Raw genomic sequence first — 13137 nt, forward strand, 5'->3', positions numbered from 1 at the left:
GATATGGATATGCGGATTCCGTCGTTGATTGGAATAAGCATTTGAGGGGCTTGAGGTGTGTCAATCAGTCTTGAGTTGCATCAAGACTCAAAAGACATCCTCTCCCGACAATCGTTAGTAAGACAACTAAACGCTGGCAGCCGATGCAGTCATCCGGGGCCAGCGGACATCGCACAAGGAATCGTCAGCCATGACCCTGTTCAACTTCAACCTGATTGCAGGCAGCGTGGCCGTGTTGCTTCTGGTCGGCGGCTACGCTTTTCGCGAGCGCAAGGGCTCCGACGTCGCCATGGTCATCGGCGTGTTCGGGCTGGTGGTGCTGATTCTGAACACCATCGTTTCAGCCGCGAGTTGAGGCCGGCGGCGTCGATGGCTGCTGCGCGCGGGGGCGCGATGCCAAAGGCGTGACCCATTTCTCCGCCAACACCACGCCGACGATCGTGAGCGCACCGCCGATCCAGTGATAGGCGTGCAGTTGCTCGTCGAGCAGCAGCCACGCAAACAGGGCGGTGCCGATGGGGGTGAGGTTGAAGAAGATGCTGGAGCGGCTGGGCCCCAGGCGCGAGACGGCCATCATCCACAGCAAGGGCGCGGCGATCGACGCCATGGTTCCGGCGTAGGCCACCAGTCCCCAGTTGCGCGCGTTGATGCCGGTCTTCTCGTTCATCAGATACAGCGGCAACTGCGCCACCACGGCCACCAGCATCTGCAAGTAAAGCAACTGCAGGGTGGGAATCTTCGGTGCCATGCTCCAGCGCTTGAGCAGGATGTTGTAGAGCGCATAGGACAGCGCAGCAACGACCATCAGCAGATCGCCCCGGTTGAAGCCTTGCTCCAGCAGAACCAGCGGCTGGCCGTTGGTCACCACATGGACCACACCGCCCAGCGCAATCACGCCGCCGATGGCACCTCCCCAGGTCAGCGGAATGCCCAGTACACCGACCGAGATCGCCAGCACCATCAGCGGTGACAGGCACAGGATGATGCCCATGTGCGTGGCCGTCGTGAAGCTGGCGGCAAAGTAGGCCAGCGTCTGGTAAATCACCATGCCCAGCAGGCCGAGCACCACGATGCGCGGCACCTGCGGACGGATCGCGCGCCAATTGCGCACGACGCCCGGCAGCAGGAACGGGCCGAGCAGGGCGGCCGCCAGCACCCAGCGGAGAAAGCCGATCTCGGCCGGATGAATGCTCGATGCAGCTTGCTTGCTGACGATGGTGTTGACGGACCAGATGAGCACGGCCATCAAGGGGAAAAGGTAATTCATGACGTGACAGATGCCTTTGGAATCTTGACGCTTATCATGCGGTTGGCCGATAAACAGTGCATATCTGTTTTCGGACATTCAATACGTGGAATGGGACGAAATCCAATGGTCACCGTGCGCAACCTCAGTTCCGGATCGGGCAAATCATCGTCGTCAGGTCTTGCGGGCAGCCATGCATCCCGCATCCGGCAGACGCAACTCGTGCCCGTGGAAGTGGATGAAATCACCGCGCCGTTCTACGTGCGTTATGACGAATACGGCGCAGGCACGTGGGCCGACGCGCACAGCCATCGGCTGGGGCACCTGAACTACACGCCGCATGGCACGATCAGCATGGACACGGCGCAGGCCCGCTTTGTCTCGCCGCCGCAATATGGCATCTGGATTCCTCCGGGCGTCGAACACAACTGCTATCTGCAGCGCGCCGCCGTCTACCGCGCGTTCTATGTGCAGCCCGAGTTGTGCGACAGCCTGCCACAGCACACCTGCCTGCTGCAGATATCGCCGGTCGTCAAAGCCATTCTTGCCGACTTCAACCAGCGCGGCGTGGAAATCCCCGCCACGCCCGAAGACCTGCGCATGGCCGAAGTGCTGCTGGATCAAATGCGAGGTTGCGAGGTGCAGGGCAGCTATCTGCCCGACGCGCAATCGCCCGCTTTGCAGCAGATTCTGGATGCGCTGCAGCAGGAGCCCGGCCACCGCGCCTCGGTCGCCGACTGGGCCGAGCGCGTGCACATGACGGAGCGCACACTGGCCCGACATTGCCAACAGGAACTGGGCATGAGCCTGGGCGAGTGGCGCCAGCGCATGCGCTATCTGCGTGCCGTGGATGCGCTGGAGCACGGGCAATCCGTGCAGGCCATCGCGCTCGATCTGGGGTTCAGCGCACCGTCGGCCTTCATCGCCATGTTTCAGCGCGAGGCGGGCGTGTCGCCGGATCAGTTTCGGCGGGAGTTTCTTCTGGAGTGAGGCAAACCGGTGTGGCGGAGGACTCGACCCCTGCACGCCTGAACGCGTTCGTGTGAGAAGCAAAAAAGAATCTCCCACACCGCAGCCCCGTTTTCCAAACGAGGAGATAATCCACAGTGTGAAGCACGCCAGACTGCCGCTGGTGCAATCACCGAAAGGTGGCACTGGAGGAACGTCCGGACTGCACAGGACAGCGTAGCAGCTAACGGCTGCCCACCGTGAGGTGAGGATCAGAGCAACAGAGACGAGTCGGTGCGACTCGCCGTACCATTTGTGGGTGTTCTATGGCACCCGGCGCAAGCCGGAAACCGCGTGGCGCAAGCCAGGCGGTGCGGACGATAGTCCGTAGTGACATAGCCGCCCGGTGCGGCAAGGCCGCGCCGGGTGAAACGGGCAATCTCTACGCGCAGCAATACCAAGTAGGCCAGCGTTGATGTGGTTCCGCAGAGTTGGCGGGTAGGTAGCATCGAGCCGTGGTGGCGACACCCGGCCCAGATTAATGGCGGTCACGTTGCGGGCAACCGCAATGCACAGAATCCGGCTTATCGGCGGGCTTCACACTTTTCTTTTCAGGCTGCATCGCGCAGCCAAGTCATCAAGGCGTTGCCGCGCAATGCGGCGAGATGCCGGCCTTGAGTTCCTTGGCGCGCGCCACGGTTTCGGGGTGCGTGCTGAGCAGCGAGAACATGCCTTCTTCTTTCTCGATGTCTGCCTCGGTTTTGGGCTTGGGCTTGCTTGCAGATGGCGTTGGAGCGGAGGCCGTCGATGCGGGTGGGTTGGCGGATTCCGCTGATTTCTCTTTGCCGTCCTTGTCTTCGTCGTCATCGTCCTTGCCGCGCTTGGCCGCCATCGCCAGCAGCAGGTCGCCCATGGGCGCGGTGGACATGTTCGAGCTCTTGAGCACGGCAATTGCAAAGCAGTCGGCTTCGCGTTCGTGGCTGCGCTGGTAGGCCAAACCCGTGAGCGCGGTGCTGCCCATGGCGATCAGTGACGACACATCGCCGAGGGCGAGTCCAAGCCCGGTCTGCAGCACGCCTTGCTCGACCACCATGCGCGTGGTGTGTCGGTGCGCGACGTGGCCGATTTCATGCGCGAGCACGCCGATGATGGCGTCGTCGCCGATGTTCTCGCGCTTGGCGGTTTCGACCAAGCCGTCGGTGACGACGATGGAGCCGCCCGGCAGCGCAAACGCATTCGCGCCCATGCCGCGCCTGAATTGCAGCGTGTATTTGGGCTCGTAGCCGTGGTAGCGCTTGAGCGACGCGGGTGTCTTGGCGAGCAGCGATTCGAACTCGCTGCGCAATTGATCTTGCCGTTCCTTGGGCAGCTTGCTGGGCTTGAGCATGCGCTCATCCATCTGCGCCATGGCTTCCTGAGAGAGCGTCGTTTCCCAACTCAGCGGCACAAAACGCGTGAGCTGCGTGGCGGCCCACGGCGTGCCGTATTTGTAGAACGCCACCATGCCCACGGCCGCCACTGCGAACACGCCGACGAACATCGGCCAGCGGGTTTGCATGCGCTGCGCGAGGCTGGGTTTGAAATCGGCTGCGGCCAGCGCGGCCTGCCATTTTTCGGGCTCCAGAATCTCCAGACTGCTGCCGTCGTTGAGGTCGATGACCAGCGTTTCCTGATGGCGCTTGGCGCTCCACGCCTCGGGCCAGGTGATGTCGCGGTGGGCATAGCGCCGGGGCTCGCTGCCGGGCGATTGCAGCGAGTGGATCAGCAGCGACGGACCGTTCTTGTCGGTGGGCTCCAGACTCACCAGCACCTTGCGCGGCTGGCTGCTCTGGCCGTCGAACCAATGCGCGCGGATCAGCGTGGGCGTGCTGGCGGGAGTGGTGCTGGATGCCGTCATCAACCGATCAGATCCAGTCCCGCCGCATCCGCAAGCGCATCACCGAAGCCTTCCTTCTGGCCTTGCTCCAGGCGTCCCGCGAGCTGCTCGACGCTGCCTTTCACATACAGCGTGACGGATTCGAATTTCATCTTGTATTCGGCCACGCGCGCAAACGGGCGGTAGAAGCCGATGGTGAGAGTCGTCAGCAGCATGTTCTTCAGGCGCAGCAGCACGAACTTGCGGGTGGACAGCGTGGACTTGAAGCGTGCGATCTGGCTGATGCCGGTGTTGTTCCAGATGAGGTAGAACATGCGGGCTTCGCGGTAGGCGCGCGCGGGGCCGCTGGCCAGCAGCAGCAAAAAGAAGAACATCAGCGCGCCGAAGATGATGAGGATGAAGACCAACGTGCCGACTTTGCTGTTCTTCATGCCGTGGCCCAGCATGGCCGCGCCGCCAGCCACTGCGCCGAGCAGCACCGAGATCACGACGATGGAGAGAATGAACACCAGGACGGTGCCTGCCCAGATCTTCACGAAGTCCATATAGACCGGCTTCCAGCGGCTGATTTCGTTGCCGATGCGCGTGCGCAGCACCAGCAGGCTGCGGTAGTTGTATTCCATGCGGATGAAGCACAGCACCGAAAGGAACATGCCCAGCAGGATGATGCCCGCGACGGTCCAGACAGTGCTGGTGTCCAGTTTGGGACGCTTGGTACCCCCGCCTTCCATGCCGCTGACGTAGTCGCCCACCAGCGCGGTGATGCCATAGAACACGCCGATCCACACCAGCGCGAGCGCGAACACGGGCCAGCTGGCCTTGTAGATTTCTTTCCAGTTGGCGGTGAACACCAGACGCAGACCACGCCAGCGCGTATTGGAGAGCCGAAAACGCATGGCGCTGGCCCAGATGAACGGCGAGAGCAGGGCGCCGCAGATGATGAACAGGCCCACGGCAGTGTCCTGTCCGGTGCGCACCGCCAGTTGATAGGCGGCGCTGAGCGCGAACACCAGCACAAAACCGAACACCATGCGCCGCTGCTGCGCGGTGAATTCGAGTGCGCTGCCCGCAATCATCGAGTGGCTGTAGAAATACTGCGCGGTGCGCTTGCGCGCAAACGGCGTGTAGAAGCCGAGGGTGACGATGGACAGCAGCACATTGACGATCCAGACGCGAAAGTATTCGCCGCCGCTGCCCGTGAACCGCAGCCGGTGTGCACGGATCTTTTCCGGCACATCACTGGCGGTTGTCTCCGGACGGATGTCGCTCTGGCTACTGGCATCCATGCCCATCTCCCATTGTTTGAATGTTGGTCAGATGAGTATATTGGCTATGGCTGTAAATTTACCAATTGAACTTTACATTTGCTGGCGGTTTGCAACAGTCTCTGCCGATGGGTTCAGAAGCGTTCGCCGAGGCCCAGAAAGCGCCATTCGCCCTCGGGCAGCTTGGACAGCGGTACTCGTCCGATGCGGATGCGGCGGATGCTCACCGCCTTGAGGCCGACCGAGGCGCAGAGCGCGCCGATCGAGTTCATCGCCGTGCCTGCCAGTGCAAAGCGCAGATGGGTTTCGTTCTGGCGGCTGACCTTGGCGGGCGGCAGCACCGCGCCGGAGCGCAGCGATGCGATGTCGGCGCTGGCCACATCGCCGCTCACTTCGACGATGCATTCGTGCTCCAGCGAGGCCGCGTCTTCGTACAGACGCCGCGCGATGTTGCGGTCCTGCGTGAACACCGCCAAACCGCTGGCGGAGCGGTGCAGGGGCGCGCATTCATACAAGCCTTTGAAATGCCGACGCAGCACGCGCATGCGGCCCGACTGCGGATCGGTGGCGGAATGGGCTTCCACGCTCAGCAAGGCAAACGGGTCCTTGCACTTGGCGGGTTGGTTCAACACGAAGGTGACGGGGGCCAAATCCAGCAGGCTCGCGTCGGCGGCAATCGCCACCGCCTGCTCGTCACGCACGCGCAGACTGGGTTCTTCCTGGATCTCGCCATCGACGCTGACCCATCCGCCTTCCACATACTGCTCGGCCACGCTGCGCGAGCAACCCTTTTGCTGCATCACGCGCTTGGACAGGCGCTGGCCTTCCGCATCCGGCGTTTGGTTGTTTGCTGGCTTTCCCGATTTTCCCGACATTTCAACTTTCATCACGCCGGAAACACTGGGTCCGGCAGGGGGCTGATTATCGCTACCAATGGGTTGTGGGGATGTGGTGATGGTTGGTGTTGGGGGTTGGGGGTTGGGGGTTGGGTGAGGCGGATTTGTTGGTGCAGTGGAGGAGGGGCATCATGCAACATTCTGATTGACTGTCGAAGTTCTATAGATAAAGTCGCCTAACCCAATCCCGCAAAGTGAGACTGCCCATGTCCATGCCAGTTGTTTTCATCAAAGTGAGCCCGTCCCTGCATCAGCGAATTGTTGATTCAGGAGGGGAATTGCTCCGCCAAATGAGCGACATGCGACCAGTTGAAGGCTATTCGCATGGCTCAGACGTGTTTGAGGAACTGGACTATCGCGACATCAGCAATTGGGTTTCCGACAATTCCAACCCGTTCTCTCGGCTGTTCAATGATGGCAAGGTGCTTGTCGACGGGTACGAGTGGACCAGCGGACCTCCAGGTTACTTCTCCCCGGAAGAGGCGCGCGAAATTCTTCAGGAATTTCAAGGATATGACGTCGCTGATGCGTATTCAGATTTTGGAGTCGAGGAAGACGAGTACGAAGATGAAGACCCTCACTGGCAATTCACGACAGTGATTGAGTTTTTTCAAAGAGCTGTCAGTGAAGGAAAAGGCGTCATTGTTGGCGTGGCTTGACGATGCCTTGGACAGGGCGTGAGCTTCTCGGCTGAGTCACTCACTCGTGTCGAACCTATCCCTTCACGACCCATCCGGTGCCGTATCGAACCGGCCCCGCCTCGAAGGCTTCTTTGGATGGGCAAGCAGCGTTTCGGGGCTGCTTCAGTTCCCCGGTTCCATGCTGCGGATGCGATCCACATGGGCTTGCAGCGAGCGCAGCGCCACGGGCCACATGCGCTCGGGCACATCGTCGTAGGCGATCTTCACCCAGTCGTCGAGATCGCCCGAGGGCAGCTTCTGCATGGCCTTGAGCACCTTGGCTTCGCGGGCGAGGCGGTGGGCCTTGAGTTTGGCGATGGCTTCGCGCGCCTTTTCGATCACGTAGCCGTGGGCGGGCGCGATGAATTGCACGTCGAACCGGGCGCAGGCGGCGTCGAGCTTGTCGAGTGATTGCAGGTAGTCGTCCATGTTGCCGTCCGGTGGGCTGACCACGGTGGTGCTGCCGTTGAGGACATGGTCGCCTGAGAACAGCAGGTTGTCTTCCTGCAGCAGCAGGCAGACGTGATTCGCCGCGTGGCCGGGCGTGTGGATGGCTTGCAGCGTGTGCGTGATTTCGCCGTCGGGCGAGGGGCCGCGCAGTTGCAGCAGTTCGCCGTCGGCCAGATCGCGGTCGGGTGTGAACTGGCTGTCCACGCGAGACGTGGGCTTGGACGCAAGGCCCAGCACGGGCGGCTTGGGCTTGCCGTATTGCGCGACCATGTCCTGCAATGGTCTGGCACCGGGCGAGTGGTCGGGATGCGAATGCGTGCAGACGATCTGGCGGATGTCGCCGCCCGCCGCGCGCCAGAGTCGCTCAAGGTGCTCGGCGTCGGCCGGGCCGGGGTCGATGGCGATGTAGCCGGTGGACGGGTCGCCGACCAAGTAGCTGTTGGTGCCGGGGCCGGTCATCACGCCGGGGTTGGGGGCTGTCAGGCGCTGCACGTTCTTGAGCAGCGGCACGGCGCGCTCGCTTTGCCAGTCGAGCGGGTGGAGGATCTGGCCGTCGGGCGTGACCATGGCGAGTTCGCCGAACGCAGGTTCGTGGTCCATGAAACGGGTCTCGCGGCCCTTGACCAGACCGCTGCGCGGGCAGCAGTTCCAGAGCGGTTCCTCGTCTTTGGAGATCACGTCCATCAGCGACTGCACCGTGGCGTATTTGGTCAGGTAATCGAGCGTGCGGATGGTCGGGAAGATCATGAAGAACTTGCCGTCCTTGTGCTGCGCCAGCGCATCGGCCGGGCGCACCCAGACGGGCTCGAACTGCTCGGATTCGTCCGCCACCGGCTCCTGGCCTTCGGGCATGCGGCGCACCAGAAACGGCACGGAAAACCGCTTGGGCGAGGTGCGATCGGCCGTCCAGTGGGCGAGCACATGCATGTCATCCGCCACCAGCCGCAGGCCGCGCGCGGCGCACTGGGCGACGAAGGGCTGCTTGCGGTCGAGCGCGGCGATGTCGGTGGCATCGGCAAACCGGCCATCGTCGGCATGGCGGGCCAGCAGAATGCCGAGTTCCTCGAAGGTTTCGCGGATGCCGGCCACGGCCTCGGTCACGCGCTGGGCGTTCTGCGTGGCGCGGTGGTCGGTCTGGGCGTGCGATTCGGAGCTGGCGTCCTGCGCGTCGATTCCGCCGCCCGGAAACACATAGGCTCCGGGCAGAAAGCTCGCGTTGGGCGAGCGGCGGGTCATGAGGACTTCGAGCACCGTTTCGCCGTTGTTGTCACCGTTGTCTCGGGGCGCGTCGCGCAGCAGCAGCACGGTGGCTGCAGGCCGCGTCTTGACGGGCTCGCGGTGGGTATGGAGTTGTTGGTTTGAGCGTGGCATGTCTTGCATTATGGGCAAGTGCGTTGACTCGTGCTGGCACGCACGCGACGCGGGCTGGCGGGCATGAATCGTCAACGACTACAGCTTATTACCGGGCGATTGGCCCGGATGCCCGGCGACAGCGGATAATTGGCGGATATGCCAACGCAGATCCGCTTCACCAAGATGCAGGGCGCAGGAAACGATTTCGTGGTGCTGGACGAGACCGTCCGCAGCTACGGCCTGTCTGCCGAACAATACCGGTTCATCGCCAACCGCCATTTCGGCATTGGCGCGGACCAGATCCTGACCGTGCGCGCTGCGCCGTCGCCCGAGGTCGATTTCGAATACGTGATCCACAACGCCGACGGCGGCGAGGTGGAGCAGTGCGGCAACGGCGCGCGCTGCTTTGCGCGCTTCGTGCACGACAAGGGGCTCACGCACAAGGACTCGATTCGCGTGCAGACCATGAAGGGCGTGATTGCTCCGCAGCTCATGCCCGATGGCCGCGTGACCGTGGACATGGGCCGCCCGCGCTTCGAGCCCGAGGAAATCCCGTTTGATGCCGGCAATCTGTACGCCATGGTGACTCCTCCGGGTGGCAAGCGCTGGCAGGTGCCGGTGGACTTTCCTGCTGGCTCGCGCACCGATGTGATGCTGACCGTCGTCTCCATGGGCAACCCGCACGCGGTGCAACTGGTGGACGATGTGGACACAGCGCCCGTCAACGACATGGGCCCGCTGATCGAAACCCACAAGCGCTTTCCCGAGCGTGTGAACGCTGGCTTCATGCAGGTCGCCAGCCGCAGCGAGATCAAGCTGCGCGTGTTCGAACGCGGCGTCGGCGAGACGCTGGCCTGCGGCACGGGCGCATGCGCGGCTGTGGCTGCCGGCATCCATCTGGGCCTGCTGGACCACCGTGTCGACGTGCACACCCGTGGCGGCCTGTTGACCATTGCATGGTCGGGCAGCCTGCAAGATTCCGTTTTCATGACCGGCCCGGCCACCACGGTGTTCGAAGGCCAGATCGAGATTCCAGACCATCTATGACTACACCCTTCAACGCGAGCTCCAACGTGCCACCCATCACCGAAGAAGACATCGCCGAGTTTCTGGTCAACACACCGGATTTCTTCGAGCGCCACGCCGAAGTGCTCTCCAGCGTCACCATCGCCAGCCCGCACGGCCAGCGTGCCGTGAGCCTGCACGAGCGCCAGGCCGAGATGCTGCGCGAGAAGATCAAGGGTCTGGAGCAGCGCGTCATGGACATGGTGCGCCACAGTTCCGAGAACACCGGCATCGGCGACAAGATGCACGAATGGGTGCGTCTGCTGCTCGCGGTGAAGGAGCCGATGCGCCTGCCCGCAGCGGTCGAAAACGGCATGCGTGATCTGTTCGACGTGCCGCAGGTTGCGCTGCGCGTGTGGGGCGTCAGCCCGGTGTACGCCGGTGAAGACTTTGCGCGCGGCGTGAGCGAGGACGCACGCGCGTTCGCGTCGTCGCTGACCAGCCCGTTCTGCGGTGCCAACATGGGCTTCGAGCCCACGCAATGGCTGCCGCAGGCTGCGCAGGTGCAATCGCTCGCGCTGCTGCCGCTGCGTGATGGCGCGATCGACAGCACCGAGCCCGCGTTCGGTCTGCTGGTGCTGGGCTCGCATGATCCGGCACGTTTCGAGGCTTCCATGGGCACGGAATTCCTCACGCGCATGGCCGAACTCGCCAGCGCTGCGCTGTCGCGTCTGCGCTGATCGGCACTGATCGACGTTTCGTTCCACATGGCCCGCAAGACCGCTGCAAAAACCAAGTCGCAGTCTGCGGGCGCAGTTGCCGAAGCAACTCTGGCAGTGCCGGTGGTGCTGCCGCCCGAGGCGCTCAAATATCTGGATTTCGTGCGTGTCGAAAAGCGCCTTGCCGCGCGCACGCACACGCTCTACACGCTCGATCTTGAAAAGCTCGTGCAGTTTGCGGCGGATGTCCATCAGCCGCTGCTCGCGCTGCAGAACACGCACATCCGCCGCTTCGTCGCGCAGATGCACAGCGGTGGGCGTTCCGGGCGCGGCATTGCGCTGATTCTTTCGGGCTGGCGTGGCTTCTTCACCTGGGCTGCGCGCCAGGGGCTGGTTCAACACAATCCGGTGCAGGACGTGCGCGCCCCCAAGGCTCCCAAACCCTTGCCCAAGGCACTCGGCGTGGACGATGCCGTGCGCTTGGCCGAACACGAACAACCCAATGCCGACCCGTGGCTCGAAGCACGCGATGCCGCCATCGTCGAGCTGCTCTACGGCTGCGGCCTGCGTGTGGGCGAACTGGTGGGGCTGGACGTGATCGCAACCTCCACCGCACACAACGAAGGACGCGGCTGGCTCGATTTGCAGGCCGGTGAAGCGCATGTCTTTGGCAAGGGCTCCAAACGCCGCATCGTACCCATGGGCAAACCGGCGGTCGCAGCCGTACAGGCGTGGCTGGACATGCGTGCGCAGCCGTTTGGTGGCGAGTCGTCACCGCGTCTCGATGCCGCGTTGTTCATCGGACGACGCGGCGTGCGCCTGACTGCGCAATCGGTCTGGCTGCGCCTGCGCGAACGCAGTCAACTCGCGGGGCTGACCACGCCCGTGCATCCCCACATGCTGCGCCATTCGTTCGCCAGCCATCTGCTGCAATCCAGCGGCAATCTGCGCGCCGTGCAGGAACTGCTGGGCCACGCCAACATCACCACCACACAGGTCTACACGCGGCTCGATTTTCAGCATCTCGCGCAGGTCTACGACGCCGCGCACCCGCGTGCCAAACGCAAGCCGGAAGACTGATCGTCAGCCGATCACGCCGCGTAGCGTCAGAGAACCTGTTCACGATCTCCGCGGCGCCGCGCCAGTGTCTTTGCGGGATGGGATGCAAGGCGCAACACCGCAGCAATAGCCGTGCTATTGCGAGGATTTGCAACGCCGCAGACCGCCCGCAAAGGCACTGGCCCTTCGGGTTGGGGCGAAATCGGACGATTTTGGCGCGCTGGCTCTTGCATGGGCATGAGCCCATGCTGCGATCCATCACACCAAACTCATCCCGATTGCGCCTCAACGCGGCATCGTGGAGATTGTGAATAGGTTCTGAGCAACAGCGAAGCGTTCACGCCACCAAAACCGAAACCGTTGAGCAAGGCGATGTCGATGGCCAGCGGTCTTGCGCTGGTTCGCACCAGATCGAGTCCTTCGGTCAGCGGATCGGGCTGTTCGAGATTGAGAATCGGCGGTACCTTCTGATCGCGCAAGGCGAGTGTGGTGAAGATGGTTGCCACCGCCCCAGCCGCGCCCAGCATGTGCCCGACCGCAGACTTGGGCGCGCTGATCACCGGGCCGCCCGGCTGCGCACCGAAGACCTGACGAATCGCCGCCAGTTCGCCGCGATCACCGACCGGTGTGGACGTGGCGTGCGCATTCAGAAACTGCACTTCATGCGGCTCTACCTCGGCCTGCGCAAGCGCCAATCGCATGGCCTGCGCCGCGCCCGATCCGTCCTCGGGCCCGGAGGTGATGTGGTAGGCATCCGCTGACGTGCCGTAGCCCAGCACTTCGGCCAGCGGTGTGGCGCCGCGCGCCAGCGCATGTTCCAGCGATTCGAGCACCAGCATGCCCGCGCCTTCGCCCATCACAAAGCCGTCACGCGCGGCATCGAACGGGCGCGATGCCTTGGCGGGCTGGTCGCTGAAGCTGGTCGACAGCGCATTGGCGGCGGCAAAACTGCCGATGCTCACGCGGTCGATGGTCGCCTCGCTGCCGCCGCAGACCACCACGTCCGCCTCGCCGCAGCGGATCAGCCGCGCCGCATCGCCGATGGCCTGAACGCTCGCCGCACAAGCGGTGACGGGCGCGCCGATCGGTCCCTTGAAGCCATGTTTGATCGACACATGCCCCGCCGCGAGATTCACCAGAAACGCCGGAACCGTGAATGGCGACAGACGTTGCGGCCCCTTCGCGTCGGTGGTGCGAACGGCATGGGAAATCGTGCCGAAGCCGCCCACGCCCGAGCCGATCACCGTGGCGGTGCGCTGCTGATCGTGCAGTGCTTCGGGCTTCCACTGCGCATGTGCAATGGCTTGCTCGGCAGCGCCGAGCGCGAAGGCGATGAAGCGGTCCATGCGGCGCTGCTCCTTGGTGGAGACCACGGAGTCTGCGTCCCAGCCTGCTTGCGGGTCTTCGTTCTTGTCGGGCACGCGCGCGGCAATCGCAACGCCGGTGCCTTCTCCGATCTCGGCGGGCAGCGTGCGAACGCCGGATTCACCCGCGAGCATGCGCTGCCACGCCAGTTCCACGTCGCAGCCCAACGGAGACACCAGTCCCATGCCTGTGATGACCACTCGCTTGTTCATTTGTGCGCGCCTTGATATTGATGATGAACGTCATCATAAAAGAATTTAGATGACGGGTATCAT

The 13137-nt window shown here is 63.2% G+C and carries 12 protein-coding genes and 1 other RNA gene; 7 read left to right on the forward strand and 6 right to left on the reverse strand.

Annotated features, from left to right (window positions below; translation table 11 throughout):
* The first annotated feature begins 190 nt into the window (after nucleotides 1-190).
* Nucleotides 191-355: a hypothetical protein gene (locus tag G7048_RS14795; protein WP_166068873.1), complete on the forward strand. Its 165-nt coding sequence runs from the start codon at nucleotides 191-193 to the stop codon at nucleotides 353-355.
* Here G7048_RS14795 and G7048_RS14800 read toward each other — a convergent pair.
* On the reverse strand, nucleotides 341-1267 hold the full coding sequence (locus G7048_RS14800) for a DMT family transporter (RefSeq protein WP_166068874.1): 927 nt from the start codon (nucleotides 1265-1267) through the stop codon (nucleotides 341-343). The genes G7048_RS14795 and G7048_RS14800 overlap by 15 nt on opposite strands.
* Nucleotides 1268-1357: 90 nt before the next feature.
* Here G7048_RS14800 and G7048_RS14805 point away from each other — a divergent pair, with 90 nt between their 5' ends.
* Nucleotides 1358-2236, forward strand: a complete 879-nt coding sequence (locus G7048_RS14805) for a helix-turn-helix domain-containing protein (protein ID WP_240932988.1) — start codon at nucleotides 1358-1360, stop codon at nucleotides 2234-2236.
* Nucleotides 2237-2356: 120 nt separating this feature from the next.
* Nucleotides 2357-2797, forward strand: an RNA gene (rnpB, locus tag G7048_RS14810) — RNase P RNA component class A.
* 34 nt (nucleotides 2798-2831) lie between these two features.
* Here the strand turns inward: rnpB and G7048_RS14815 are convergent.
* The 3 genes from G7048_RS14815 to G7048_RS14825 form a co-directional block, all read right to left on the reverse strand.
* Nucleotides 2832-4091 (reverse strand): M48 family metallopeptidase, encoded by a 1260-nt coding sequence (locus G7048_RS14815; protein WP_166068875.1) that lies wholly within the window; start codon nucleotides 4089-4091, stop codon nucleotides 2832-2834.
* Nucleotides 4091-5356, reverse strand: a complete 1266-nt coding sequence (locus G7048_RS14820; protein WP_166068876.1) for a YjgN family protein — start codon at nucleotides 5354-5356, stop codon at nucleotides 4091-4093. The genes G7048_RS14815 and G7048_RS14820 overlap by 1 nt, the downstream gene beginning before the upstream one ends.
* 113 nt (nucleotides 5357-5469) lie before the next feature.
* On the reverse strand, nucleotides 5470-6210 hold the full coding sequence (locus tag G7048_RS14825; RefSeq protein WP_166068877.1) for an RNA pseudouridine synthase: 741 nt from the start codon (nucleotides 6208-6210) through the stop codon (nucleotides 5470-5472).
* Nucleotides 6211-6437: 227 nt separating this feature from the next.
* Between G7048_RS14825 and G7048_RS14830 the strand changes: the two genes are divergently transcribed.
* Nucleotides 6438-6890, forward strand: a complete 453-nt coding sequence (locus tag G7048_RS14830; protein WP_166068878.1) for a DUF1877 family protein — start codon at nucleotides 6438-6440, stop codon at nucleotides 6888-6890.
* 144 nt (nucleotides 6891-7034) lie between these two features.
* Here G7048_RS14830 and G7048_RS14835 read toward each other — a convergent pair whose 3' ends face one another.
* Complete coding sequence (locus tag G7048_RS14835) at nucleotides 7035-8732, reverse strand: MBL fold metallo-hydrolase (RefSeq protein WP_166068879.1); 1698 nt, start codon at nucleotides 8730-8732, stop codon at nucleotides 7035-7037.
* Nucleotides 8733-8870: 138 nt separating this feature from the next.
* Between G7048_RS14835 and dapF the strand changes: the two genes are divergently transcribed.
* The 3 genes from dapF to xerC are packed head-to-tail and all read left to right on the forward strand — an operon-like array spanning nucleotide 8871 to nucleotide 11518.
* The gene (gene dapF / locus G7048_RS14840; RefSeq protein WP_166068880.1) at nucleotides 8871-9761 is read left to right on the forward strand and encodes a diaminopimelate epimerase; all 891 of its coding nucleotides are present in this window, start codon (nucleotides 8871-8873) and stop codon (nucleotides 9759-9761) included.
* Nucleotides 9758-10459 carry a DUF484 family protein gene (locus tag G7048_RS14845; protein ID WP_166068881.1) on the forward strand — a complete coding sequence of 234 codons (702 nt, stop codon included), beginning with the start codon at nucleotides 9758-9760 and terminating at the stop codon, nucleotides 10457-10459. Before dapF ends, G7048_RS14845 begins: the two co-directional genes overlap by 4 nt.
* 27 nt (nucleotides 10460-10486) lie before the next feature.
* The gene (gene xerC / locus G7048_RS14850; RefSeq protein WP_166068882.1) at nucleotides 10487-11518 is read left to right on the forward strand and encodes a tyrosine recombinase XerC; all 1032 of its coding nucleotides are present in this window, start codon (nucleotides 10487-10489) and stop codon (nucleotides 11516-11518) included.
* A 248-nt stretch (nucleotides 11519-11766) separates the two neighbouring features.
* Here the strand turns inward: xerC and fabF are convergent, their stop codons facing one another.
* Nucleotides 11767-13074, reverse strand: coding sequence for a beta-ketoacyl-ACP synthase II (gene fabF / locus G7048_RS14855; RefSeq protein ID WP_166068883.1), 1308 nt, complete (start codon nucleotides 13072-13074; stop codon nucleotides 11767-11769).
* Nucleotides 13075-13137 lie beyond the last annotated feature (63 nt).

The sequence above is a fragment of the Diaphorobacter sp. HDW4B genome (genome assembly GCF_011305535.1).
Classification (GTDB): Bacteria; Pseudomonadota; Gammaproteobacteria; order Burkholderiales; family Burkholderiaceae_C; genus Diaphorobacter_A.

Excerpts from the sequence above, each read along its gene's own strand:
- G7048_RS14795 (WP_166068873.1), top strand. The coding sequence starts at position 191 with ATGACCCTGTTCAACTTCAACCTGATTGCAGGCAGCGTGGCCGTGTTG.
- G7048_RS14800 (WP_166068874.1), bottom strand. The coding sequence starts at position 1,267 with ATGAATTACCTTTTCCCCTTGATGGCCGTGCTCATCTGGTCCGTCAAC.
- G7048_RS14805 (WP_240932988.1), top strand. The coding sequence starts at position 1,358 with ATGGGACGAAATCCAATGGTCACCGTGCGCAACCTCAGTTCCGGATCG.
- G7048_RS14815 (WP_166068875.1), bottom strand. The coding sequence starts at position 4,091 with ATGACGGCATCCAGCACCACTCCCGCCAGCACGCCCACGCTGATCCGC.
- G7048_RS14820 (WP_166068876.1), bottom strand. The coding sequence starts at position 5,356 with ATGGATGCCAGTAGCCAGAGCGACATCCGTCCGGAGACAACCGCCAGT.
- G7048_RS14825 (WP_166068877.1), bottom strand. The coding sequence starts at position 6,210 with ATGTCGGGAAAATCGGGAAAGCCAGCAAACAACCAAACGCCGGATGCG.
- G7048_RS14830 (WP_166068878.1), top strand. The coding sequence starts at position 6,438 with ATGTCCATGCCAGTTGTTTTCATCAAAGTGAGCCCGTCCCTGCATCAG.
- G7048_RS14835 (WP_166068879.1), bottom strand. The coding sequence starts at position 8,732 with ATGCCACGCTCAAACCAACAACTCCATACCCACCGCGAGCCCGTCAAG.
- dapF (WP_166068880.1), top strand. The coding sequence starts at position 8,871 with ATGCCAACGCAGATCCGCTTCACCAAGATGCAGGGCGCAGGAAACGAT.
- G7048_RS14845 (WP_166068881.1), top strand. The coding sequence starts at position 9,758 with ATGACTACACCCTTCAACGCGAGCTCCAACGTGCCACCCATCACCGAA.
- xerC (WP_166068882.1), top strand. The coding sequence starts at position 10,487 with ATGGCCCGCAAGACCGCTGCAAAAACCAAGTCGCAGTCTGCGGGCGCA.
- fabF (WP_166068883.1), bottom strand. The coding sequence starts at position 13,074 with ATGAACAAGCGAGTGGTCATCACAGGCATGGGACTGGTGTCTCCGTTG.